Genomic DNA, 23987 nt, shown 5'->3' with positions numbered 1-23987 from the left:
TTTAGGCCCTGGTCAGGCGGGAAAGCTCGGCGAGGAAATGATCGTTAGAAGCTTCGCTGTAGTGGAAGGGTTGCCGGCCCCACCTATGCTTGTCTGCGGCCAGCGGGGCTCCGCCCGGGTAGTCGATGAACCGGATACCCGGCGATTTCTCGATCTCTTTGTACAGGTCATAGAGCAGTCGGTTATTACGATCGAACCACAGGGAACGCCCGAACGGTTGCCCCGATGTGTCAATACTCGCCCAGTAAACGCGGTTGACGATGATCTTGGACGGGTCCACGAGCTTCACAAGAGTATGCAGGCCTTCAACGCGGTCGGCCCATCCGGTGTCACTCCACGGCTCATGCACAGTGGCGGGATCAACTGCGAACTCGATCGTCTTGAGCTCGTCTGATTGGGTAATTGTTGTTCCGCCGAGTTCGATCGTGTTCATGCGTTCGTCGATGAAATCCACAACGAGCCAGTCGTACTCAGTGGTGGTCAGCGACTCGGCAAGACTCTTGTGAATGTCGGACTGAACCATCCGTTGCTGGAACGGGCTCGTCAACGCATCAATGTTTGGTAGCAGGGTATCTGCGGTGGGCGGCTGGCGGAATGCGCTGCCCAAGGACGACCTGGCGAAGTAGCCCTTGAGCTCGAATTCGCTTGGCTTTTCAAAGGGATCTCGGGAAACGCAGCTCCCATATATGAAAACTGAAGGCACCTGCGTAGCCTACAGGAGCAGCGAGGATGGCGCTGGAGCCGCTCGAACCGCCGCGGACCCGTTGCGACATTGAGTTCCTTATGGATAGGTCCGGGTCGTGTGGCCGCCACCCTGCCACCGACCACACTTCCCGCCTTGGAGTGTTTGGCAGTCAGGCGCGTCTTGCCCGTCAAGATTGGACAACCTTACTGACTGGCTGCCTCGTAGCGTTGTCATTTACCGCAAGTCTGCTGTCAAAATTAGTCGATAAACTGGACTGTCGTTGACTTCGTGCCTGCAAGTCGGCTAGATAGACAGTAGGTTAACCCTGTGTAACTACTCTGAAGTAGGCCTGCTGCGAGCAACCTACGAATGATATCCTCGTCGGTGGATAGACATTTGGGATTTCGGAACGCTATTCCATGGGGGATCTGCATCCGCACCATCACACAAATTTGTAATTAGTCTCAGGGGGGACAATTGAAAAAGTCTATTGCAGCGCTTGCACTTGCAGGAATAATTGCACTGACCGGCACCGCTCCGGCCGTGGCATCGACCTACCCGGCTCCGGGCAACGAGCAGGGCACCGTTTCCGACGGCACCATAACTGCCGGCGAATCCATCACTTTTGCCGGGACTGGCTACGTCGGCGGCGAAACCATCAATGTTACGTTCGAAAGGACCGGCGGCAAGAAGGATTCCAACGGCGAGCGGCCCGCTCCGTCCAGCTTCAGTGTTATCGCTGACGGCACCGGCGCTTTCTCCACCTCCATTACCTTCACGGATAGTGGTAGGTATACGATCAGCGCCGTCGGCGCCACGTCAGGCAACACGCGCTGGGCAGCTGTCACCGTTAATGCCGGGAAGGGCGGAGACAAAGGCAGTTCCGGATTCACTGGTGCTTCCAGCGTTACCGCTGTAGGCGCAAACGGCCAAGCCAACACGGCTGCCGATTCCAGCCTGGTCCTGTGGTCGCTGGTTGGCGGAGGCGCCCTGGCCGCCAGCGCAGCATCCGCAGCGCTGATCCGCCGTGCCAAGGTAAGGCTTAGGCTTCAGCAAGTAATACGTCTTTAAGGAGGCAGGTGCTTCCCGGGAAACCGGAAAGCACCTGCCTTATCTTCAGCACGAAGCTGAAGCGGCTTCTCAATCAAACGTGGGGTAGATGCCCTGCAAGCCATTTACTAATATACGAATATCAAATTTCAACATTCCCGTGAGGGTTTATAGAGTTTGTTCATGACTACACGGGGGAATATTGTGCGCAAGGCTGTAATTCCGGCTGCTGGACTGGGTACGCGTTTTTTGCCCGCCACCAAGGCAATGCCCAAGGAGATGCTGCCGGTTGTGGACGCACCGGCAATCCAGTACGTGGTGGAGGAAGCTGTAAATGCCGGCCTCACTGACATCCTGATGATCACGGGCCAAAGCAAGCGGGCCCTGGAAGATCACTTTGACCGGACACCGGCGCTGGAACGGTTACTGGAGCTGAAGGGCGATCAAGCACGTCTGGACGCTGTCCAGCACGCTTCGGCACTGGGCCCGATCCACTATGTGCGCCAGGGAGAGCCCAAGGGGCTTGGCCATGCCGTCCTCTGCGGCCGCCAGCATGTGGGAGACGAGCCTTTTGCTGTCCTGCTGGGCGATGACCTCATTGATGAGCGCGACGAACTCCTGACCACCATGATGGATGTTCAAGCGAAAACCGGTGGGTCGGTCATCGCTTTGATAGAGGTGGAGCCATCACAGATCAGCGCTTATGGCTGTGCCGACATCTCCTCCATTGATGGCGAAGGCTATGTTCGCGTCAATAGCTTGGTTGAGAAGCCCAAAGCGGAAGATGCGCCGTCCAACCTGGCGATCATTGGACGCTATGTGCTGCACCCGGCTGTATTTGACGTTCTGGAAAAAACCGAACCTGGCCGCGGCGGAGAAATCCAGCTTACGGACGCGCTACAGACACTCGCCGTAGGCGAGGGAGACGGCGCCGGAGTCTACGGCGTGGTCTTCCGCGGCCGACGCTACGACACTGGAGACAAGCTCAGCTACCTGAAAGCCGTGATCACTCTGGCCTCCGAGCGCCCTGAATTCGGCGAGGATTTGAAGTCCTGGATGAAGGGTTTCATCGGTTAGGAATTGCCTTGGGGCTAGGAGAACTTTAGACGCCGGGTCCAGGTCAGCAAGCGCACTCCTGCGACGCCAATGACAGTCCCAAGTGTGTTCATGACAACATCAACTACGCTTGAAAAGCGGGCTGTAATGAACAGTAATTGCCCAAGCTCCATGGACGTGGAAACCAAGATTCCAAGCCCAGCAAGGACCCACCAACCTCGCGTTGGAAAGGCCATAGCTGAAAGGATTCCAAAGGGAACGAACATAGCTATGTTGGCCGAGGATTCCACCACGTGGTAGTCGAACCAAGACGGTATGCCGTGCCGGTGCAGCAAATCCAGCAACGTTGCGAGTGTTCCTTGGATAGGCTGGTCAACCGGAGATGGCCAAAAGCCAACAACAGCCAGAGCCCCCAAATATGCAACTAAGGCTATCCGCCAGGGGAGTGTGTTTTTCAATCGTGCCTTAGGAAGTTCGGATCAGCGCCCAAGCGCTGACGCTCGCAGCGGCAACTGCCAGTAGTGCCAGGAGAACGTATTGGGGAAATTCCTGGGGCAACGGTGGTACACGATATGCAGGCAAACGTAGCTCGAAATGCCAACGTCTCCTACGCCAATGTCGCCCCATGCTCATATGAATACCACATAAGCTCTTGGACTAGGAACGCAAAACAGAAAAGGGTGGCTTGTCGACGAAACATCTTCGTCGACAAGCCACCCCAGGTTTGAAGCGTCGTGCCTTTAGGCAGCAGCCTCGGTGTTCTTAGCGCGGCGGCGGGCGACCACCACGGATGCGGTACCAGCGGCAAGCGCGCCTGCGCCCACGAGGGACCAAAGGATCAGACTGGAGTCAGCGCCAGTGTTTGCCAGCGGAACGCCACCGGTGTTGGCAAGGCCTGTGCCCGTACCCGTGCCGGCATTTCCGCCAGTGTTGGAAAGGGCGGTGCCTCCGACTACCACGGTGACAGGACCAACTGTGTGGCCTGAAGTGTTGCCGGTAGCAGTCAAGGCGTATGCGCCCGGAGTGTCAATTGCGACGGGAGCTGCGAAAGCTCCGTTTGCGTCAGCCACGGCGCCCAGCGTTGAGGGAGCAAGCGGAATGCGACCAGAAATGGAAAGGCTACCGGCAGAAACGCTACCGCCGCTTGCTGCCGGCGTACCGGTCGGCGTGACAGTGATGGTGATACCTTCACCCGGAGTAAAACCAGTGCCACTAAAAGTAAATGCTTCTCCCGGTGCCACCGATGCGTCGGAAACTGCAACGCTAGAGTTCGGTGCTGGGTAGTTAGTTGCGACGGCTGGAACTGCGCCGACGAGTGCGATGGAACCTGCGAGCGTAAGCGCTGCAAGAGATTTCTTCATGTGTGTCCCCCTGAGACCCGATTTGGTACCACGTATGTGTTGGAGATTTCCGAGGTCCTGAGCGACCCTAAGGCGAAATCTCATGTGTTGCCCAACAAGAACTTACCATTTGTCCGCTAGTCGAGCAAAGAAAATCCAATCCCGTTACAAAGGATTAACCTGCAAGTCTCGGCTTATTCACACGCCGACACCGCCGGGGCCTTGATGACATCCTTGACTAGCTGTGTTGTTGGCGTGACAACGATTTGCGGTTCAGCATGCTGGACGATGTGCCCAAAAGTGAATTCGACGCTATTGCTTTGGCCGGGCGCTAGTTGGATGGTGGCTGTTCCGACCGCCCTCTGGCCGTGGCGCTGCGCTGCAAACGGGATTTTTGCACCATCTTTGACAACTGTGTCAATATTCGACTGTGCAGGGCCGTATGCAACCAGGTTGGTTTGCACTGAGCCGGCAGGAACGCCATATGCCCCATCACCAGTCACATAGGCCGGAAGAGATCTTGGTGCGTCGGTCGGCGCGGTGTTGGTGTTCGTGACCCGTACGGTCATTTCGCGATATCCGTCCCGCGTGCAGTCTTTGACCACTTGAACGGTTCGCTTCATCCAGTAGTCCATCTTCGCGCCGGTGCCGTCATTGAAGTACACACCAAATTCGGCTGGGGAAGTGGCCTCGCCAGATATCAATCCGCCGAGGGTGTACTTGCCAATAGTGGCTTGTTCGTCAGTCGATGCGGACCAAAGAAGGATGCGGCGTTCCTCTACGCCACGCGAGACGGAGTCCATGAGTTTCTTTGGATCAGTTTTTCCAGACGAAAGGGCAGCGAAGATCTCTTTCGCCGCGCCTGCGAAGTAGACGTCCTGGAGATCCGGCTCGTCGATCTTCGCGTAGGAGTCCGACAACAACGTCCGCACAACGTTCTCCGCTGTCAGTTGAGCGGGGAGGTTGCGCCCGATTTCCTTCACCGCGGGGTCCGTCAGTTGTACTGGGCCAGTTGCTTCCAATATAAAGCTGAGCGCAATTGGATCCAGGGAGAGGACTCCATCCAAGCGCTCGCCAGTGCGCTTCTCCCACATTGCCTGAGCCGTGCTCGCGGTGGTTGGGAAGTCCGGTGTGAGGTTGACGTCTTGCATGAATTTGCCAACTCGGGCAGAGTAAATCGCCTGTTGCTCGGAGTCGATGGACAGTGGCGGGATGAATGCTCCCAGGGCTGTCGCACTCGTTTGTGCCTCCAGCTTCAGATTTCCTTTGTCAATACTTAGGACGGCCAGTGCGCCGGGAATTCCGCCTGAAGCCCGGGCTTCCGCATTGTTCTGCATAAGGAGCAGATACCGGCGAGGAGCTTCGGCGCCCAACATGTCCGGCGCGAGCCTTGCTGCGTCTGCGGCTGAGTTCAGGTCTCCTTGAAGTGAAGACAGTTTGTCTCTTGCCTCAATAAGCGGTGATGAAATCTGAGGAAGGAGACCGTCTACGTCTATGCCATTAAGGCGTTGCGCCGATTCTCTGACTGTGTACGCGGCCGCCTGTACCTGTGGTGCTGCGGACTGCAGCGGGGTGAGATCCATGCCTGCGGGATTGGGGGTCAGTGCTTTCCAGTTTAGAGACTCAAATGCTCTCACGAGAGGAACTGCTCCTAGGCGAGCAACGTCGTCCGCAGAAGTAGCAACTTCACTGGCGGCCTGCATGTTGGGTCCCAAGAACGGCAGTACTGACGCTGCCTTCCACAGGGGATCGTTTGCAGCATCCCGCGCAGCCCCCGTGTGTAGCACAAGCGCTTCAACGGTTCCGGCGGCTGCACCTGCGTCGTTGGTCGCTATATCGGCTTTTAGGTTAGGCAGTAAAGCTATCGCCGCTTTCAACTCTGACTGGATGGTTACGGCTCTCGCTCCTAGCCAGGCAACACAGCCCAAAATGATAATTGCTACCACTGTTGACCAGATACCTGTGATCAGGAGCCGGCGCCGGCTTTTCTGGGTTGAACGACTAGATTTGCTGGCGGTGCCCGAGCCCCGGGTTCGTGTGCTGACGTTATCGCTGCTCACGGGCTACGGCCGTCCGAGTCCACGATACTGCCAACCGGCAGCCCGCCATTTTGCTGGGTCCAGGACGTTGCGGCCGTCCAGAATGCGTGGGTTCGCAACAGCATTTCTAAGCACGTGCGGATCGAGTTCCCGGTATTCCTGCCATTCCGTGAGAAGCAAGACAATATCAGCGTTTTCGAGAGCCGATTCAACGTCTGGGACATATTGAAGCTCAGGAAAACGCCGCGCGGCGTTGGCTAGCGCTTTTGGGTCAGTGACGGTGACGACTGCGCCCTGCAGTTGCAGCTGTGCCGCAATGCTAAGGGACGGGGAGTCCCGGACATCGTCGCTTTCCGGTTTGAAGGCCGCACCCAAAACAGTTATGCGCTTGCCGAGGAGACCATCACCACAGAGTTCTCGGGTCAGCTCCACGACTCGTGTTCGGCGACGCATATTGATGGCATCGACCTCCCGTAAGAACGTGAGGGCTTGGTCCGCTCCCAATTCACCTGCTCTAGCCATGAAAGCGCGGATGTCCTTGGGCAGACAACCGCCGCCAAAGCCGATGCCAGCATGCAAGAACTTACGACCAATTCTATCGTCCATGCCAATTGCATCAGCTAGACGCGTTACATCGGCCCCTGCGGCGTCGCAAAGTTCGGCCATGGCGTTGATGAACGAGATCTTGGTAGCAAGGAAGGAATTTGCTGCTGTCTTGACAAGCTCGGCTGTTGGAAGGTCTGTGATCAGACGAGGAGTTCCGCTAGAAAGCGGCTTTGCGTAGACATCATCTAGGATTTCGACGGCTATGTGATCCTCAGAACCATCGCTAACACCGTAGACAAACCGGTCAGGGCGAAGTGTATCGGCGACTGCGTGACCTTCCCTAAGGAACTCGGGGTTCCAGACTAGGTGAGCGTCAGGCTGACTCTCAGCCACTAATCCCGCAAGTCGTGCCGCCGTGCCAACCGGGACCGTGGATTTGCCCACGACGATGTCGCCAGGGGCTAAATGGGGGATCAGTCCCAGAGTAGCAGCGTCAACGTAGGTCAGGTCTGCACCGTTCTCGCCCTTTTTCTGGGGGGTCCCAACGCAGATGAAGTGAACTTCGCTACCGGCGGCTGCAGCCATATCGGTAGTGAACGTGAGTCGCCCTGTTTCCTGAACGTCTGCGAGCAAGGCGTCAAGACCGGGTTCGTAGAACGGAGCTTTGGCCGACGACAAGTCAGCGATTTTACGGCTGTCTATATCAATTCCGACGACCTCGTGTCCGAGTTTTGCCATGCATGCGGCGTGGACGGCTCCAAGGTAGCCACAGCCGATAACTGAAATACGCATTTGATTGGTTCCTTCCGCAGTTCTCTGCGCTGGTTCGTGGGCTAGTAAGCACCCGTACTGTGGAACACAGCCCGGACTGTGCGGAGTATGATCACGAGGTCCCCGGCCAAGGACCAGTTTTCGACGTAGTAGAGATCCAGCCGCACGGAATCTTGCCATGAGAGGTTGGATCGACCGCTTACCTGCCAAAGGCCGGTTAGTCCTGGTTTGACAAGCAATCGGCGTCGGACATCGTGTTCGTAGGCCTCCACTTCCTGGGGGAGTGGAGGCCGCGGACCGACCAAACTCATGGAGCCTGAGAAGACGTTGAACAGTTGGGGCAACTCATCCAAGCTGTACCTGCGGAGGAAACCTCCGACTCCGGTGATTCGAGGGTCGTCCTTAATCTTGAACAGCAGGCCGCTACCCTCATTTCGATCTTGGAGTTCCGCCAGCCGAGCCTCGGCGTCAACAACCATTGACCGAAATTTCAGCATTTGAAAATGCTGGCCCTCGATGCCCACTCGGTCCTGCTTGAAGAGAATCGGGCCTTTGCTCCCGAATTTGACAAGCAAGGCGATCCCCACCATCAGTGGTGCGGAAATTACAATAACGATTCCGGACACAAAGATGTCGAAAAGACGTTTAGCTACACGTTGGCCGCCTTCGAGCGTCGGGGTTGTAACGTGAATCAGTGGGAGGCCTGCCACTTGTTGCGTATGGATTCTGGGACCGGCGATGTCCGTGAGCGCCGGTGCCATGATCAGCCCGACGTTTCGCGCCGCCAGTTCCCAGCCGAGATGCCGGATTGTCTGCGGATGCAGCTGAACGCCCGCAGAGACAGCTACGGCGTCCGCTCGGCAGCTATCGATCGCTGCCAGCACCGATTCCGTATCAGCCGAATGGCCCAAAATCGGCAATCCGGAGTCGGGTTCAAAGCGGGGGTGACCGACCACGCCGGGAGTATATGCTGCGACCGGGAGATAGCCTGAATGCTTTGCTCCGTAAAGGGAGGAGGCGAGATGAGCCACGGCACTTGGGCCTCCGAGAAGGAGAAGGCGAGACATGCTATTCCCGTTTTGCCGGGCAACGCTGAGATGTTGACGGAGCAGCCACCGGCCAAGCAGAAGTCCAGCTAAGCCGACGGGCAAAGCAATCCCCACGTATCCGCGAGCAGTTTCGATCCTAAACGAGTACGAGAAGATAGCGACAAGGCCGAACAGCCAGAGTGAGGCAGCGGCTACCCGTTTATACTCGTCTGGACCGGCGCCGAGAATGCGACTTTGCCGGCTGTTCCAGGCGCCCAGCATGAACCACCAGACTACGGCTAAGGCGACGGATACCCAGACGTAGTTCGGTTCTTCGCCCGATATTACAAAATCGGGCTCAGCTCCAAATCGAATAACGTATGCACCAACCACAGCCCAAACAATGACGAAAGCATCTACAACTCGCAGTCTTCGCGACGCCCGAACTTGCCAGTCCTTGTCACGACTCAAAGAATCCCCCAATCCCGTACTAGGAACCACAAACCTATCGACGACTAGCTGCGGATCTGGGCGATATTCGAGCGGTACCAAGCAACCGTTGATCGGATGCCCTCTTCCAGACCAATTGATGCGCTCCAGCCAGTATCGGCAAGGTTCGTGACGTCGAGAAGTTTCCTCGGGGTGCCATCTGGCTTCGACGCATCCCATTCGATGCTGCCGGTGTAGCCAACTGCGTTAGCAACGATTGCAGCCAGTTCCTTAATGGTTAAATCCGTACCTGTTCCCACATTGACCTGCTCGGGGCCGTCGTAGTTTTCCAGGAGATGCAGGCATGCTGAGGCCATGTCATCCACATGAAGGAATTCTCGTCGTGGCGATCCGGTGCCCCAATTCATGACGGTCTGAGCACCTGTTGTTACAGCCTCATCGTACCGGCGTATGAGTGCGGGTAGAACATGCGAACCGGTGAACGAAAAGTTGTCACCTGGGCCGTACAGATTTGTGGGCATGGCCGATATCCAGGGCAGACCGTATTGACGTCGTACGGCCTGAATGTGCAATATTCCTGCAATCTTGGCAATAGCATAGGCATCGTTGGTGGGTTCCAAGTGACCCGTAAGCAGCGAATCCTCACGAATAGGTTGTTCAGCAAACTTAGGATAGATGCATGAGGACCCTAAGAAGAGCAAGCGCTCGGTCCCGTGCTCACGGGCAGCATCAAGGACATTGACCTGAATTCTCAGGTTGTCGCTTAGAAAATCAACAGGATAAGTGCTGTTTGCGAGAATTCCGCCCACTTTCGCGGCGGCGAGGACCACATAACGTGGTTTGTGCTTCGCGAAGAAGGAATAGACTGCCTCGCGGTTCTTCAGGTCGAGTTCAGAGGATGTCCGACCGAGGAGGTGATTGAAGCCCTCAGACTGAAGCTTGCGCCAGATGGATGAACCGACCAGACCCCTGTGACCAGCCACAAAGAACCCCGCGTCCCGGTCGAGTGGCCCGGGCTGGAAAGGAGTGGACGTTGCCATTAGTTCTTCCAACTCTCGAGATCCACGGCGTCAATCCAGTCGTTTCCTGCATGCTTAAGTGCTTCGATATCTGCGTCTACCATGATGCGAGCGAGTTCAGGCGTTTCGACAGTAGCTTTCCATCCAAGTTTCTCGTGTGCTTTGGAAGCGTCGCCAACCAGTGCGTCGACTTCGGTGGGACGCAGATAACGTTCGTCGAAGCGAACGTGCTTTTCCCATTCCAGACCAGCGTGTTCGAAGGCGATCTGAAGGAAGTCCCGGACGGTGTAATTGCCGCCAGTCGCAAGAACGAAGTCATCAGGCTCGTCAACCTGGAGCATCCGCCACATACCCTCCACATACTCGGCCGCATAACCCCAGTCGCGTATGGCGTCGAGGTTGCCCATATAAAGTAAGTCTTGCTTGCCAGCCTTTATCGCCGCTACGGCGCGTGTGATTTTTCGTGTAACAAAAGTTTCACCGCGGCGCGGGGACTCGTGGTTGAACAAAATTCCATTGACGGCAAACATGCCGTAAGCCTCGCGATAGTTCCTTGTTACCCAGTAGCTGTAAACTTTGGCTGCGCCGTAGGGCGAACGCGGGTAGAAAGGGGTTTCTTCGTTTTGGGGAGGAGGCGTCGCGCCGAACATTTCCGACGACGAGGCTTGATAAAATCTTGTTTGGATTCCCGACATTCGGACAGCTTCAAGCAGACGGACAGAGCCGACACCTGTCGTATCGCCTGTGTGCTCGGGCTCGTCGAACGAGACCCGTACATGTGACTGAGCGGCCAGGTTATACACCTCGTCGGGTTGGATCTCTGATATCAAAGTGACAAGCCGGGCACCATCGCTCAGGTCGCCGTAGTGCAAGAAGAGTTTCGCAGTAGGGTCGTGAGGATCGACGTACAGGTGGTCGATTCGAGCGGTGTTGAATGTAGACGCCCGTCGGATAAGGCCATGAACTTCATAGCCCTTACTAAGCAGAAGTTCGGCCAAGTACGAGCCATCTTGACCGGTAATACCAGTAATTAGCGCACGCTTTACCATAGGTCCCCCATTAGAGATTGTGTGTTTAGACGAGTGGCGGGCCTAGCGGCTCCGAGCTGAAACGATGGTCGACAGGAACTCATCATAGTGGGCAATTGCAGTGTCCTCAGACAATGTGACTCTTCTGAATCTCAGACCATTCGCGACCATGTCGCGGGCCTGATCGGGCTGCAAACTTAGTTGCTCGATCTGTTCCACTAACAGTGTTGGACTAGCGGCGTCAACACGTACTCCACCTCCCGATGTTGCAATTTCTGCCGCAGTTACGCTTCCGTAGTCGGTAGCGGCAATCACGGGGACGCCTGCGTTGAAGTACGACGTCAGTTTGCTAGGAACTGCCATGTCCTTGACACCCGGTAGTTCATTGACCAGTAGGAAATTGGCGGCGGAAAGAGCGATCTGGAAGTCATCCCCAGGCAGCGGGTCCACAAAGTCTATCCGCCGCAGTCCGGCGGCCATTTGCTCAAGCCTTCTGCGTTGATTTCCGTCACCCATCAGGACGAAACGGAGACGACTATCGCGTTCCTCAGCAATCCTTGCTGCGTCAATCACGTTTTCCAAACCTTGTTTCAAGCCCATGTTGCCCGCATGTAATACAACGATGTCGTCTGGAGCCCAGTTCAGCCTGGCCCGCATTTCCTCTTGCCCGCTTGTGGGCGCAGTTGGAAGATGAGTCCAGTTGCGGATGACGCGAATGCGGTCGGGAGCAACTGCCAGAGAGTCCACCATGAACTGTCGAAAGCGATCGTGAATCGCTGTAACTCCGTCTGCTGCTTTCAGTATTGCTGACTCGAGCTTGCTCATAGCTCCGGCCATGAAGCTTCCGCCGGACCTCGTTTCGACAATCCCCCGGCTGTAGATGTCTTGAACCCAAAGGCCCACGGCAGGGCGATTGGGCTTCAGTTTCGCTCTCGCGATCGCCATACCACTGGAAAAAAGGGCAGGGCTAACAACAAGCACGGCGTCCGGGTTTCCCCATCGCGAGAACATGACACGGAATCCAAAGCTCAACTCCATGTGCATTCGGTTGGCCAAGGTTGGCTTCCTCGGGACGTAGTGGCGCAGTCTTTTTACGCGCACCCCGTTGACCAGGTCGGTATTAGTCCATCCCTTGTAGTCAGGGTTGCGACGCCACTCCGGATAATGGGGATACCCCGTGATCACGGTAACATCATGGCCTGCGGAGGCCAGCCCTTCGGCCAAGCTTGTAGTGTACGGGGCGTTGCCCGTTGGTTCCGGCGAGTAGTTTAGACCGATGATCGTGACACGGAGCTTGGGATTGTTCACTGTCCAAGAATAAACTGACGTTGTCACAAGAGTGTTAACAATCTGAAAATTTGCCAAGGGGCGGGAATGCAAGCGTCGAATGAGGAGTGTGCTAAAGTCCCCACGGACGTTCCAGTCATCGAACTGAGCAAGGCTCCGGGGGAGCGAATGGCCTGGACTAGGTCGCGATCCACAATCTATCTGTGGGCAGTGGCAGAACGGCTGTTTGTGACAAATTCATGGCAGATTAGCTCCCGTTTACGGACAGGTGTACTTCGTCTGTTCGGGGCGAGAATCGGGGCCAACGTAACGTTCAGACCTCGAACGAGGGTCTCTTTTCCGTGGAACCTACGCGTAGGCGACAATTGTTGGATCGGTGAAGGTGTCTGGATCCACAATCAAGACCACGTATATGTAGGAAACGATGTTGTGCTCTCGCAAGAGACTTTCATTACCACGGGGAGTCATGCGCATCGACGAGACATGGCGCTTCTCACGCGACCAGTCCGAATTGAGGACGGGGCATGGATCACCACTAGGTGTGTTGTCCTGGGTGGCGCAAGCGTAGGACGATCAGCAGTCGTTGGACCACTAACCGTAGTTTCCGGTCGAGTAGAGGCTAACAGCGTCATCCAGAGTCCGGAATCTGCCGGCACGAGCACAAGATTCTCAGACGCAGATCGTGGCAATTGACGAGCTGACCTGAAGCTACCGCTGACTAACATCAAATAGTCTTTGACGACGCGAAGAGATACTGGGGATCCATGAAGGTTGGTCATGTTGTTGCGTACGTTTCTGAAGACGGCGCATTTGGAGGCCCTGTCGCTGTTGCGGTCGGACAATCGATTGAGTTAGCCCATCGCGGACATAGTGTAAGTTTGGTCGCCGGCTGGGATCGGGTGGTCCGACTCGATAATCCAGGTATTCAACATCAATTTTTCGGAGTGATCCGTCCACTTGGCCGGAGGCTCTCGGGCATAGTGTCTCTAGGACTTTTACACCATATCTGGCAGCGCGGTAGTGCCTACGACATTCTCCACATACATCTGGGTCGAGACTTGACGACATCTCTTGCCGCGCTGCTGGCGATGCTTCGTCGTGTGCCGTTTGTGGTGCAGACCCACGGAATGGTCATGCCGGACAACCGACTTGTTGCCCGGGTGTTCGATGCAGTCGTTATGAGGCGCCTCTTGGCAACTAGCGTCCGTACCTTCACTCTCTCGCCCAGTGAAGAGGCAGGAATTCGGGAGGTCAGCAGAGGCGCGGCAGTCACTGAAATGATCACGAATGGCATCAGGCCCACCGGGGATCGACCCAGTTCCTTGGCAAGAGAACGACCCCGTGTCGTCTTTTTAGCGAGATTGCACCCCCGCAAGCAAGTCATGATTTTTGCTTTAGCCGCGGCCCAGCTACTCGAATCTGGAACTCAAGCCGAATTCGCAATTTTCGGTCCCGACGAAGGTGACCTCCCAGAGCTGCTTCAGTTCCTTTCTGACCGGAACCTCACCGACCTCACTTATGAGGGAGCCGTTGCGCCCGGCGAGGGTGCCTCCATCTTGGCGAACGCAGATGTGTATGTCCTGCCGAGCGTTGGCGAGGTAGTCCCTATGACGGTGCTCGAAGCCATGGCTGTTGGCACGCCGGTCGTGTTGACGAATGACTGTGCCATGGCCTCCAAACTGGAAGAATGCGGGGCAGCGATGGTGACAGACGGCAGTGTGGAACAGGTTGCCGAGTCCATATCCCGGTTACTCAAGGATCCGACACACGCCACATCGGTTGTGGCGAACGCCAATACGCTGCTCCGAACGTATTACAGTGTTTCCGCGATAGCCGCCAGGCTCGAGAAGGTGTATGAACCTTCCGAAAAGAAAGACTTATCTGATTCCACCGGTATCTATTATTGATCTTTGGTGGGAATTTTTTTGAAGCCTCGTTCGGAGATAAAACAATTAGGCTTAGCAGAAAAGTGCCTGATTGTCGCATGCACCTCGAAATGAATATTAGGAAAGGAAAATAACATGCGAGCAGTGATTACGGGCGTTGCCGGATTCGTGGGCAGTGCCATAGCGAAGCGAGCCTTGGCTGAAGGTCATGAGATTGTAGGCGTTGACTCATTGACGTCATACTATGACCCCCGCATCAAGCATGCGAATCTGGAGGCACTCCCACCCGGAGACTTTACGTTCGTGAATGAGGACATCAACAAACTGGACCTCGATCAACTCCTTGAGGGTGCCGAGTTTGTTTTCCATCAAGCCGGCCAGCCTGGTGTTCGGAAGTCTTGGGGTGAAGAGTTTGCAATCTATGCTGATGCAAACATCATGGCAACGCAACGCCTCTTGGAATCCGCCCGCAAATCGCAGGCTCTGAAAAAGTTCGTGTATGCATCCTCCTCTTCCCTTTACGGAAATGCGGAGGGGTTCCCGACGTCCGAGAAAGCAGTCCCTCAGCCAATTAGCCCTTATGGCGTTTCGAAATTGGCTGGTGAGCACCTTTGCTCACTTTACGCGACAAATTTCACTGTTCCAACGGTTTCCCTTCGATACTTCACCGTATACGGGCCAGGGCAGAGGCCTGACATGGCATTTACCCGTTTCGTGAAGGCCGCAGTCCTCGATGAAGAAATTCGAATATTCGGTACCGGGGAGCAGATTCGCGATTACACCTATATCGATGATGTGGTCGAGGCAAATATGTTAGCAGCAACGACGGAAACCGCTCCCGGTGCGGTGTACAACGTGGCCGGTGGTACAAGCGTTTCCGTCAATGACGTACTCAGCATAATAGAGGAAATACACGGGGCTGAACTGAACGTTCGCTATGTAGATGCTGTTGCGGGAGATGTCTTCCGGACTGGCGGCGACGTCACCGCGATCAAACGTGACCTAGGGTGGGGCCCAGACGTCAGCCTTCGTGAGGGTCTTACTCGACACTACGAGTGGGCTCAGAAAACTTACGAACCTTCCGGTTCTGACTCATGAACCGACAAAATTTAACTTCGATCAGCAGATCCGGTTTGCCATGCCCAGATTGATAGTGGTCATGCCCGCGTGGAATGCGGAATCGACGATTGGCTTGGCCCTTAGGTCGACATTGCGAAACCTGCCAAAGGACGCTCGAATTGTTGTCTGGAATGATGGCAGCACGGATAATACGGTGGACGTAGTCCAAGCAATTTCTGACCCCCGCATCGAAATCATCGATTCTGCGACGAGTGTGGGTGGCGGAGCAGCCAGGGCTGCGTTGCTTCGACAAACAGACAGCGAGTTTGTGGCGAACATGGATGCTGATGATTATTGTTTGCCTTGGCGTTTTGTTGTTCAGGGGCAGCACATCGGCAATCTTGATATATCATTTACCGCCACAGTCAAGTTCAGCAACCAGATTAAGAGCCTTAAGCCAAGCAACCCGATGGGTTACACGTCTACCGATGTCACGACATCTTTAGCGTTCCATAACGTCTTGTCGCATCCGTCAATGTTTGCGCGCCGCGAAGCTTTGGAGCGGGCTGGTGGTTATCGCGACCTAAAAGTTGCACAGGATTACGATCTGTGGTTGCGCGCTGCTGCTGCGGGCCAGAAAATGGGCCGCCTGGGTCTGCCATGTATTGGTTACCGTCAGGCCGAGAATCAGGTCTCGCGCCAAGTAGGTTACGCGGAGCGAATACGCGGCCAGGGCGAACTCCTTGAGGCTTACGGCGGTTTCCTCGAATCTCTTGCCTCAGGGGCGGGACGGCAGTTGGAGATGCTGGTCTCTACGACGGAGAGGCAGGCCTATCTCAAACAGCTCCTGACGGGCCAACTGTCCAATTTTCGTCCTGTCCTGCGCGCCTACTACGCTCGTCTCCTGAAGAAAAACAGACTCGGCCCGCTTGCTGCGTCGTAGGAAAGGAAGAATGCATTGCTAGATGCAGTCCGCTACGCAATTCAGGGTATAGAAGTTGACCAAAGCTATCTGAAGTCACTCGCTGGATCGGCCTTCACGAAGCGTTCGAGTTTAAGGGCTTGGATCACTAATCCAAGTATACGTGCGGCATTTTGGATGCGGCTGTCGTCGCGCGGCGGGATGACCGGACATTTTGCCCGAATGCGGCTTTTGTCCCGTTACTCGTGTGACGTATCTTCAGGGGCTGCACTACAGGGTCCGCTGTCGCTACCTCACCCGCTTGGCATTGTGATCGGCAAGGGCGTTCAGATTTTGGGACCGGCAACGATTTACCAAGGTGTGACTTTGGGTGCAAGCAAGGACGGCCGATATCCCCTGTTGTATGGCAACAATCGGATATTTCCGAATAGTGTGCTTGTAGGCGGGATTAGCATTCATGCCCGAAGCACTATCGGTGCAGGCCTTTTCATTGACTTCGATGTGGCTGAGGGTCAGATTGTACGAGTCGGACGAAATATCGGTCAGTTTGGCACTGAATCTCATTAGTCAAACTCGCCATCACATAAGTTACTCAGATCGGATTTGAATGCTGCGACAGCTGTGGTCTTTTGCGGAGCGATTCTCACCGAGGGTGATATCCGCACTATTGATACTGTTGCTTGCATACTTCGCCGCACCCGAGGCAGTGGGCATTTATAATTGGGGCATCCTCGTTTACACACTGTTTCAGGCCGTGACAGATGCTCCCTTTAGGCAAATCATTTTTTTCACTGCCTCTAGTAGAAAAGGTATTCGGTTTCTGCGACGGTACCGTCTCCTAGTAGCGGTCTTTGGGTTTCTAGGGATTCTTGGTGCCATTATCTGCCTCTGGCGCCTGCTCGAAGTGGCTGACCCGGCCCAGACCTTGTCTTTGTTGCCTATAGCGTTCGCTCCTGCTTTCACTGCAATGGGTTTGCGTGGCGTGGGCAGGCTCCAGGCCGCAGGGAAGTGGCGGACCCTGGCGGCTGGTCAGGCCCTGGCCGCCATATCTTCCTTGATCGTGGCTGTACCCGTCTTATACATCAGTCGATCTCCTCTTGGGTGTTCCTTAGGGCTACTGACGACTGAGGTGGTTTTCGCAATATGGTCTTGGCGGCAGTCGCAGGATCTGCAACCCATTGATGTGCAAAAAGAAACAAGGAGCATGGCCGGCTTGTTTACGAGAATGGCCGGGTACTCCGCTCTTGCATGGTCCCAGGGTCAAGCTGATCGTGTGTTAATTGGAGCCTTTTCAGGTGCGGCCAACCTAGGGATGTTTTCCATGGCCACTGCCTTGGCCCGAAGCCTAGGTGATGCATTAGCTTCCTCGTCGGCGAACGTGCTTCGCAGCGAGATTGGCACCTCGGCTAATTTAGTGGATACATGTGCGCGTGCAAGCAAGGTGCTGAATCGAGGGACAATACTGGCACTTGCCGGAGTCTGGCTTTCGGTTCTCCTGACAGAGACCGTCGTAAGCTGGATCTTGGGCACGGAATGGCAATCGGCTTTGTCGATAGTTCCGATTCTCGCCCTTTGTGTGATTCCTTCGGTGTTCTCATGGAGTTCGGCTGTCCTACATGTTGCGAGACGAAGTGCGGGAAGAGCGCTTGTGGCTCCTTTCATCGGAATCTTGTTTGCCATTCCCATCGCTTGGTTGTCTGGCTTCAATCTCTTTGCGGCTGCCTGGGTGGTTCTGCTGAGGGAACTTTCGTTATCTTGCGTAGCCTATGCGTTGATTGGACGTGCTGCCCCTTGGCGCAGCTACGGATACGGATTGCTGGCCGTGGCAGGGTCCCTCTCTCTAATGCTGCTAACTGGACTGATACGGATAGAGGATGTAACGGCCGGTTGAGCGAAGCGTCTTTGCCAATAACGGGAAAACAGGAGGGCGAGCGGAGAAGTGCCGTCGTTTGAAGCGGTGAGGGAAAAGTGCCTTGTGCAGGGTCCGCCACTCAAGGTAGTTTTTCGTGACTGGTGGTTTGGATGGTGCCGTTGTCCTTGGCATCGCACTGTGGCGAATCATTCGCGTCTAATGCTGTACAGCCACTAGTACGGACGGCCACTTCAGGCAAGAACGTGCTTGGATGAGCCATATATGAAGCAAACGATAAGCAGGAGACTTTGCGACAGGTAGAATTGGCGCGAGACACAAACCGCGTCAGCCCTAAGGCTTACTGCCTGGTCGCTTCCAACTTTCTACACAGGGGACCCAAGTTTGGACATTCATGACCACGTGCGCATCTTGCGCCGAAACTGGATCTTAATCGCAGTCTTCACCCTGGTAGGCGTTCTCCTCGGGGGAGCCGTGTCCGTGTTGTCGCGACCCGTATACACGTCGGAAACACAGTTGTTTGTTTCAATTCAGGGGTCAGGATCTGTACAGGAACTTCAACAAGGCAATAACTTCACTCAGGCGCGCGTCCAGTCCTACGTCAAGACTGTTGATTCTCCTGCCGTCCTGCAACCCACAATAGATGTATTGGGGCTGGACGATACTGCGGAAGACTTGGCCACTAGAGTGCAAGCGAGTACCGATCTAAACACAGTCTTGATCAACATTTCCGTCTCGGACAATTCACCTGTTCAAGCTGCTGCCATAGCTCAGGGCGTCGCTAACAGCCTCATAGAAACGGTTGATTCGCTGGAGAAGCCAAAGTCTGGCGGGACCTCACCAGTAAGCCTTTCCGTGATCAAGCCGGCTAAGGCTCCATCTAGTCCATCGGCTCCGAACGCGCGACTAAACATCCTGTTGGGTCTCGTACTAGGACTTGGGCTCGGTCTCGGTGCGGCCGTCCTTCGGACCACTCTTGACAACAGAATCCGTGGAGAAGCTGACCTGCGACGTGTGACGGACGCACCCTTGCTGGGAGGAATTGCGTTCGACAGTGAAGCGTCGAGAAGGCCACTCCTGACACAGTCGAGTCCACAGAGCCCTCGCGCCGAATCCTTTAGGCAGCTCCGAACCAACCTTCAGTTCGCTAATGTGTCAGGTAAGGCGAATACAGTGTTGGTTACGTCGTCACTCCCTGGTGAGGGCAAGAGCACGACTGCCACCAACCTCGCCATAGCGCTCTCCCAGGCTGGCCAGACTGTCTGCCTAGTCGATGCTGACTTACGCCGCCCGACAGTGAATCAGTATTTGGGCCTAGAACGGAACGCAGGGCTTACCACTGCCTTGGTTGGAGTTGCTGATATAGATGATCTCCTGCAGAAATGGGGCGAGGACGAACTATATATATTGACCTCCGGTCAGATCCCGCCCAACCCCAGCGAACTACTTGGATCCAACGAAATGAAGGACCTTCTAAGTCGGCTGGAGCAGGTCTTTGACACAATCATCATTGATGCTCCACCTCTCTTACCTGTTACGGACGCAGCGGTTCTCTCACAACATGTCGGGGGCGTTGTAGTCGTAGTCGGGTCACAAAAGATTCGGCTACACGATCTTGAAAAGTCGTTAGGTGCTTTAGCCCTCGTCGGATCAAATATCCTTGGTGTCGTGCTTAACCGACTGCCAGTCAAGGGACCTGATGCCTACTCGTACACGTACTACAGTCATGATGACGCGCGCACAACCTCGTCGTCCCGATCGAAGCGTTCGGATGGTTCTACCGCTAGAACTCTCGTAGACGTCGACTCGAACGTTCAGTAGCGAGTCGGATGTAGCGCCGGAGTAGTTACCAAACTGGCATCCAAGTGCCAGCTACGGGTAGCTGGTCGGGGATCGCGTTCCTTTCATTGAAGAGAATCGGCTTGGTCTTGCGGGAATTGTGCGTCTAGGCGCTCCACTAGAACAGGATCAGAGCGATTGGCGCGCCTGTCGCGTCCCAGCGAAGAGCCTTCAACCTCTCCAGTGTCAGATTGTTTCAGTACTCTCGTCGCTGGCCGAAGGGAAGTCCTCTTAGAAGGTGGACCACAACCAGCTGCTTAAGCCAAGTTTTCGGTTTCCGGCCAAGGAAACCACCCTATATGGGTTCAAGGCACGGAAGCGAGGAGTGCTCGTGGTCCACCACTTCACGTGCAAACCAGCACACACTTAGCGTGAACGTCCTTTTCGTCGTGGGCGCTACCATTGGTTCAATCACATCTGAATTTGGGGGAGTCCTTGCGCCGTAGTCAACTAGTGGCCACCGTTGTCCTTTCGTCCACGATGACTCTCTCTGCTGGTTGTGCGCATACGCCGCCGGCAACGTCACAGCAGGTTCAGGACTACTACGACAAGCAGCTCAGCGCCACACCAAATCCCAAGGCAGATACAAACCAGGTTGTGGTTATTGGCGACTCCTACGTATTCGGGTCTGACGTTGGCGGGTTATCGATCCACAACTGGACATACCTCACCCAGACGGCTTTGCACGGTGATCCCACAACCGATGTCACCAACGCCGGTGTGGGCGGCTCGGGCTATGTTGTTCGAGGTCCGAAGGACACAACATTCGCTGAACTATTGCCGCGATACGTGGGGCCAGATACTGATCTTGTGGTTTTTTTTGGGAGTCGGAACGACCGCGCTATCGGCAAGGCCAAGATCGAGGCTGCTGCGCTTGCGACATACGCGGAAGCCAAGAAACTGGCGCTGAATGCCAAGATCCTGGTTGTTGGCCCACCATGGCCGAATTCTGATGTCCCAGTCGCGATGTTTACGACTCGTGATGCTCTGAAGGCTGCCGCTTCTAAGTCAGGCGCTGGATGGGTTGATCCTCTTGAGGAGCGGTGGTTCTTTGACCAGCCCGCCCTCATCGGTTCGGATACGACTCACCCGACCGACGACGGCCATGCCTACATAGCTACTTTGCTCGTCCCGCGTATAAAGAAGGCTCTGGGGGTGTAACCCCGCAGCATAAGCTCGGCCCTCCGAATCGAAGCGTTGCAGACCTCCGAAAGCGCCCGAGCGAGTCTGCTTCAAGAAGGCGTGTGATGCGTCTTCCAGCTCTGACGGATTCTATGGACCGCGACATGGTCCACCCATTGGCTCATTTGTCGCATTGCGAACTCAACGTCAAACTGCTTGAACGGCAGCTTTGTGGTGAAAATGATTGACGTTGGCAGTGATGTGACTGTCGTTGTCCGGCTGTTCTGCTGGAACATTTGCGCCAAGTCCTGCGTGGATTTGTCGCGCCGAGCACGTTGTAACCATCACATCGTCAATGCTGAGGTTCTGCGCGTCGGTCAGTTTCAGAAGCCTCTATGGCTGTATCGAGGATTGGAATTCGGCCGGATGATTTGACTCATCGTCACGTTAGCAACCGCGCGTTGTCTCATGGGACGCAGATACTGTTGCTATCCGGCAAGGGGATCTGTCAGGACTTACCCATACCCTGGCCAAAGGCGTTGCGCCTAATAGGTTACCCAAGTTCCGTCACTTTGTTGCTCCTGTAATACGTAGTGATTTATGGACCTCTCCTTCATTCGCTTTGCTGCGGTCCATGGCGCTACTTCGTAATCGTCGGCGAAGCTGTCTACTTCTTCGTCACTTTCAGACTCAAGAATTCTGTAATTCCTGACAAGATGTTTCGGTGCTGTGACATGTGCATCCAATTCTCTTTTTGCGGCGACTACGGCCGCACGAGCGGTCAGCACGCCTTCGCTGCCGTTTAGTTGGCCGCGGTTTTTGATGGACATGTCCTCGCTCGGTTCATGGGCCATCAATTCTGAAAGCTCTTGGTTTTTTTGTTGGAGCACGCCGAGTAGTCGGCGTGTCTCTTGCTCGTGTAAATCGTTTTCCTGGGATGCTCTCATTCTGACATCGTACCGATCCCCGTCGAATCTGATAATCGAACTGTGAGAATCTCTTGCAGGCAAAATTGTGGAACGATTCAGATCTTACGCTGCAAGTTGCGGAATCGCGCCGGTACCCGTTCCTTGCGGACGCGGGCGGACCGCCGGTTTTTGTTGGCTTAGGTCAAACTCTGATATGAGCACGGTCCGGTGATTGTTTCATGTTGAATTGGCGGAAGCTTTCCCGGCTGTCTTTGTCGTCGCCAGCTGTGGTGGGTCCTTCCAACCAGGTCGTGATGGCCATTACGAGGTTCTTTCGGGTAACCACCACTGAGCGTCCAGCTCCTTCTCTCAGCAGCCGGAGGGCGATGCCATCGCAACGTGTCCGCGCGCCTTCGTTTCTATCTTGGCTTGGTCAACTCGCTAGGAGCTCGGGTCCGCCGAATCGAGTTACCTTGTCTTGGCGACTGCGTGCTTACGCCCCAGGAGTGACCGTTTCAAGTCAAACTCTAAATTCGCTTTCCGCTTGACAGCCTGACGCAATTCTTCACGTCGACGAGCACCATTGGAATACCAAGCAGCCAGTAGAAGTGGGGCACCGGCATAGATCACATAGCTGTAGATCGACCCCGAATCAGCAGCGACGGTGCGGAAAACCAACAGCGTCCCAATGTAGGCGTAAGCAAGTTTGACGATGACAGTGGGTGCGTCCTGGTACTTGCGATCCACCCAGCACGTGATTCGTCCTAACAAAAAACACCCTACGACGATGCCGATTATGCCAAAGTTCATAAACAACTCGGCGTTCAAGCCAGGAACAATGTGAATAAGTGAGCTTGAGTTCAACAGGTATTGGCCCGACATTTGCGTTGATGTCTGAAGTGGTGGGTTCGGGATAGGAATTCCTGTAAGCCTTAGGATGCCCAGTAGGACTGTCGTTATTCCGGCGATGAACGACTCGCCGTAAGCATAGCCGTTCTCTTTCACGTAGTTCGTGGCGAAGCCGGTCATGGAGAAGCGGCCCCATTCCCAGTCCAACCAGGTTGCGACGTTGAATCCATGGTTCACCGTTGACCGGTTCTCGGTGATGGAGATGATGTACGCAGTGGCTGCAGTTACTGCTACCGGCACGGCGAGCCAACGTACTCCGCGCAGTCTGGGCAGGACAACCAAGGCGAGCGGCAAGACCATGACGACAATGACTGAACGGCCACCTGTCCATGACAGCGACGCGACGATTGCAACAACTGCCAATGCGGTGACGAACAAGCTGATAAGCCTGCTCTTGCCTCCTCTGCTCCCAATGATGAGCAGTGCCAAGAAGGAAATGGACCAGACGAACCAGTTCGATATGAAGCTATACCGAGCCATCCCATCGTTCAGAACGATCACCCGCGTAAGTTCCGTAGCCTGAACGTATGACTGAATCTGTAGCGTGGCGAAGACGGTGACGGGCAACATGAAAACTGTAGCTAGTACGACAAACCTCTTCTCGCCCGGGATAAGCCAAGGGTCTGGGATTGGCGTGGGCTTGAAGCTGTCTACTGGCAGCTTGAGCAGGCACGCAACGCACAGAGCGAACAGCCCGAGGATACTGCCTAGTGTTGCGTTGACCATGCCGTCATCGCCGGCCGCAGTTATGTCGAAGTAGCCCCTCGAGGCTCCCTCGATGTGTAGCAGGTGGACTATTCCGGACACCGGGCTAACGACGATGTAGTTCAGAACCACTAAAGTCCGGAAGTTAAGAAAGCGGCCGAGTCGCTTGGCGATGTATAGGGCAACGAGAAGCCCTCCCAACGAATAGAGCGCGAGCCCTAGGATTGGAAGAAAGTGTGTGCCCACGTCCATAAATGTCCCCTAAGTCCCGTTGCTTGGAACCTTTCCCGACAAGCAGCGTCTCCCGGTTCCGGCTCAAGTATATGTGGCGCCGAGTCTTGCCGACCGGCGGCGTAGATGCTGACCAATCGTTTGCCACTCTGATCACATTTGCGGCGGTCGGCTGATTCTGCCCAGCTCAGCGTATGGCCGTTACGGACGGAAGACACTGGCGCACGTCCCAGTCTC

General features: G+C 55.3%; 19 protein-coding genes. 8 read left to right on the top strand and 11 right to left on the bottom strand.

The window, feature by feature from the left end; genetic code table 11:
• Position 1: 1 nt before the first annotated feature.
• Positions 2-703: a DUF6270 domain-containing protein gene (locus AC6I99_RS17005; RefSeq protein ID WP_497961366.1), complete on the bottom strand. Its 702-nt coding sequence runs from the start codon at positions 701-703 to the stop codon at positions 2-4.
• 459 nt (positions 704-1162) lie between these two features.
• Here AC6I99_RS17005 and AC6I99_RS17000 point away from each other — a divergent pair, with 459 nt between their 5' ends.
• Positions 1163-1756: a hypothetical protein gene (locus tag AC6I99_RS17000; RefSeq protein ID WP_497961365.1), complete on the top strand. Its 594-nt coding sequence runs from the start codon at positions 1163-1165 to the stop codon at positions 1754-1756.
• A 162-nt stretch (positions 1757-1918) separates the two neighbouring features.
• On the top strand, positions 1919-2812 hold the full coding sequence (galU, locus tag AC6I99_RS16995) for a UTP--glucose-1-phosphate uridylyltransferase GalU (RefSeq protein WP_497961364.1): 894 nt from the start codon (positions 1919-1921) through the stop codon (positions 2810-2812).
• 14 nt (positions 2813-2826) lie between these two features.
• On the opposite strand, the gene AC6I99_RS16990 is transcribed toward galU, so the two are convergent.
• The 8 genes from AC6I99_RS16990 to AC6I99_RS16955 form a co-directional block, all read right to left on the bottom strand.
• Positions 2827-3207, bottom strand: a complete 381-nt coding sequence (locus AC6I99_RS16990; protein WP_497961989.1) for a VanZ family protein — start codon at positions 3205-3207, stop codon at positions 2827-2829.
• A 324-nt stretch (positions 3208-3531) separates the two neighbouring features.
• A complete protein-coding gene (locus AC6I99_RS16985) occupies positions 3532-4152 on the bottom strand; it encodes an LPXTG cell wall anchor domain-containing protein (protein WP_497961363.1) in 621 nt (206 codons plus the stop codon).
• A 173-nt stretch (positions 4153-4325) separates the two neighbouring features.
• Positions 4326-6191, bottom strand: a complete 1866-nt coding sequence (locus AC6I99_RS16980) for a DUF4012 domain-containing protein (RefSeq protein ID WP_497961362.1) — start codon at positions 6189-6191, stop codon at positions 4326-4328.
• Between the two features lie 3 nt (positions 6192-6194).
• Positions 6195-7508 (bottom strand): UDP-glucose dehydrogenase family protein, encoded by a 1314-nt coding sequence (locus AC6I99_RS16975; RefSeq protein WP_497961361.1) that lies wholly within the window; start codon positions 7506-7508, stop codon positions 6195-6197.
• Between the two features lie 41 nt (positions 7509-7549).
• The gene (locus tag AC6I99_RS16970; protein ID WP_497961360.1) at positions 7550-8986 is read right to left on the bottom strand and encodes a sugar transferase; all 1437 of its coding nucleotides are present in this window, start codon (positions 8984-8986) and stop codon (positions 7550-7552) included.
• A 44-nt stretch (positions 8987-9030) separates the two neighbouring features.
• Positions 9031-10005 (bottom strand): GDP-L-fucose synthase family protein, encoded by a 975-nt coding sequence (locus AC6I99_RS16965; RefSeq protein ID WP_497961359.1) that lies wholly within the window; start codon positions 10003-10005, stop codon positions 9031-9033.
• Positions 10005-11033 carry a GDP-mannose 4,6-dehydratase gene (gmd, locus tag AC6I99_RS16960; RefSeq protein WP_497961358.1) on the bottom strand — a complete coding sequence of 343 codons (1029 nt, stop codon included), beginning with the start codon at positions 11031-11033 and terminating at the stop codon, positions 10005-10007. Before gmd ends, AC6I99_RS16965 begins: the two co-directional genes overlap by 1 nt.
• A gap of 42 nt (positions 11034-11075) precedes the next feature.
• Positions 11076-12320 (bottom strand): glycosyltransferase family 4 protein, encoded by a 1245-nt coding sequence (locus AC6I99_RS16955; RefSeq protein WP_497961357.1) that lies wholly within the window; start codon positions 12318-12320, stop codon positions 11076-11078.
• Positions 12321-13063: 743 nt separating this feature from the next.
• On the opposite strand from AC6I99_RS16955, the gene AC6I99_RS16950 reads away from it, so the two are divergent.
• From AC6I99_RS16950 to AC6I99_RS16925, 6 genes are all read left to right on the top strand, one after another.
• Complete coding sequence (locus AC6I99_RS16950; protein ID WP_497961356.1) at positions 13064-14206, top strand: glycosyltransferase; 1143 nt, start codon at positions 13064-13066, stop codon at positions 14204-14206.
• Positions 14207-14320: 114 nt separating this feature from the next.
• The gene (locus tag AC6I99_RS16945; protein WP_497961355.1) at positions 14321-15283 is read left to right on the top strand and encodes an NAD-dependent epimerase/dehydratase family protein; all 963 of its coding nucleotides are present in this window, start codon (positions 14321-14323) and stop codon (positions 15281-15283) included.
• A 40-nt stretch (positions 15284-15323) separates the two neighbouring features.
• Entirely contained in the window at positions 15324-16187 is an 864-nt protein-coding gene (locus tag AC6I99_RS16940; RefSeq protein WP_497961354.1) for a glycosyltransferase family 2 protein, read from the top strand.
• 586 nt (positions 16188-16773) lie between these two features.
• Positions 16774-18057 carry a lipopolysaccharide biosynthesis protein gene (locus AC6I99_RS16935; protein WP_497961353.1) on the top strand — a complete coding sequence of 428 codons (1284 nt, stop codon included), beginning with the start codon at positions 16774-16776 and terminating at the stop codon, positions 18055-18057.
• Between the two features lie 363 nt (positions 18058-18420).
• Positions 18421-19857: a tyrosine-protein kinase domain-containing protein gene (locus tag AC6I99_RS16930; RefSeq protein ID WP_497961352.1), complete on the top strand. Its 1437-nt coding sequence runs from the start codon at positions 18421-18423 to the stop codon at positions 19855-19857.
• Positions 19858-20355: 498 nt separating this feature from the next.
• A complete protein-coding gene (locus AC6I99_RS16925; protein ID WP_497961351.1) occupies positions 20356-21036 on the top strand; it encodes an SGNH/GDSL hydrolase family protein in 681 nt (226 codons plus the stop codon).
• Between the two features lie 506 nt (positions 21037-21542).
• Here AC6I99_RS16925 and AC6I99_RS16920 read toward each other — a convergent pair.
• Entirely contained in the window at positions 21543-21944 is a 402-nt protein-coding gene (locus AC6I99_RS16920; protein WP_497961350.1) for a hypothetical protein, read from the bottom strand.
• Between the two features lie 429 nt (positions 21945-22373).
• A complete protein-coding gene (locus tag AC6I99_RS16915) occupies positions 22374-23771 on the bottom strand; it encodes an O-antigen polymerase (protein ID WP_497961349.1) in 1398 nt (465 codons plus the stop codon).
• Between the last annotated feature and the right edge of the window lie 216 nt (positions 23772-23987).

The organism is Arthrobacter sp. TmtSoilC77, assembly GCF_059739415.1.
Note: the sequence above shows the minus strand (reverse complement) of the source record. Positions and strands in the feature narration are given on the sequence as shown.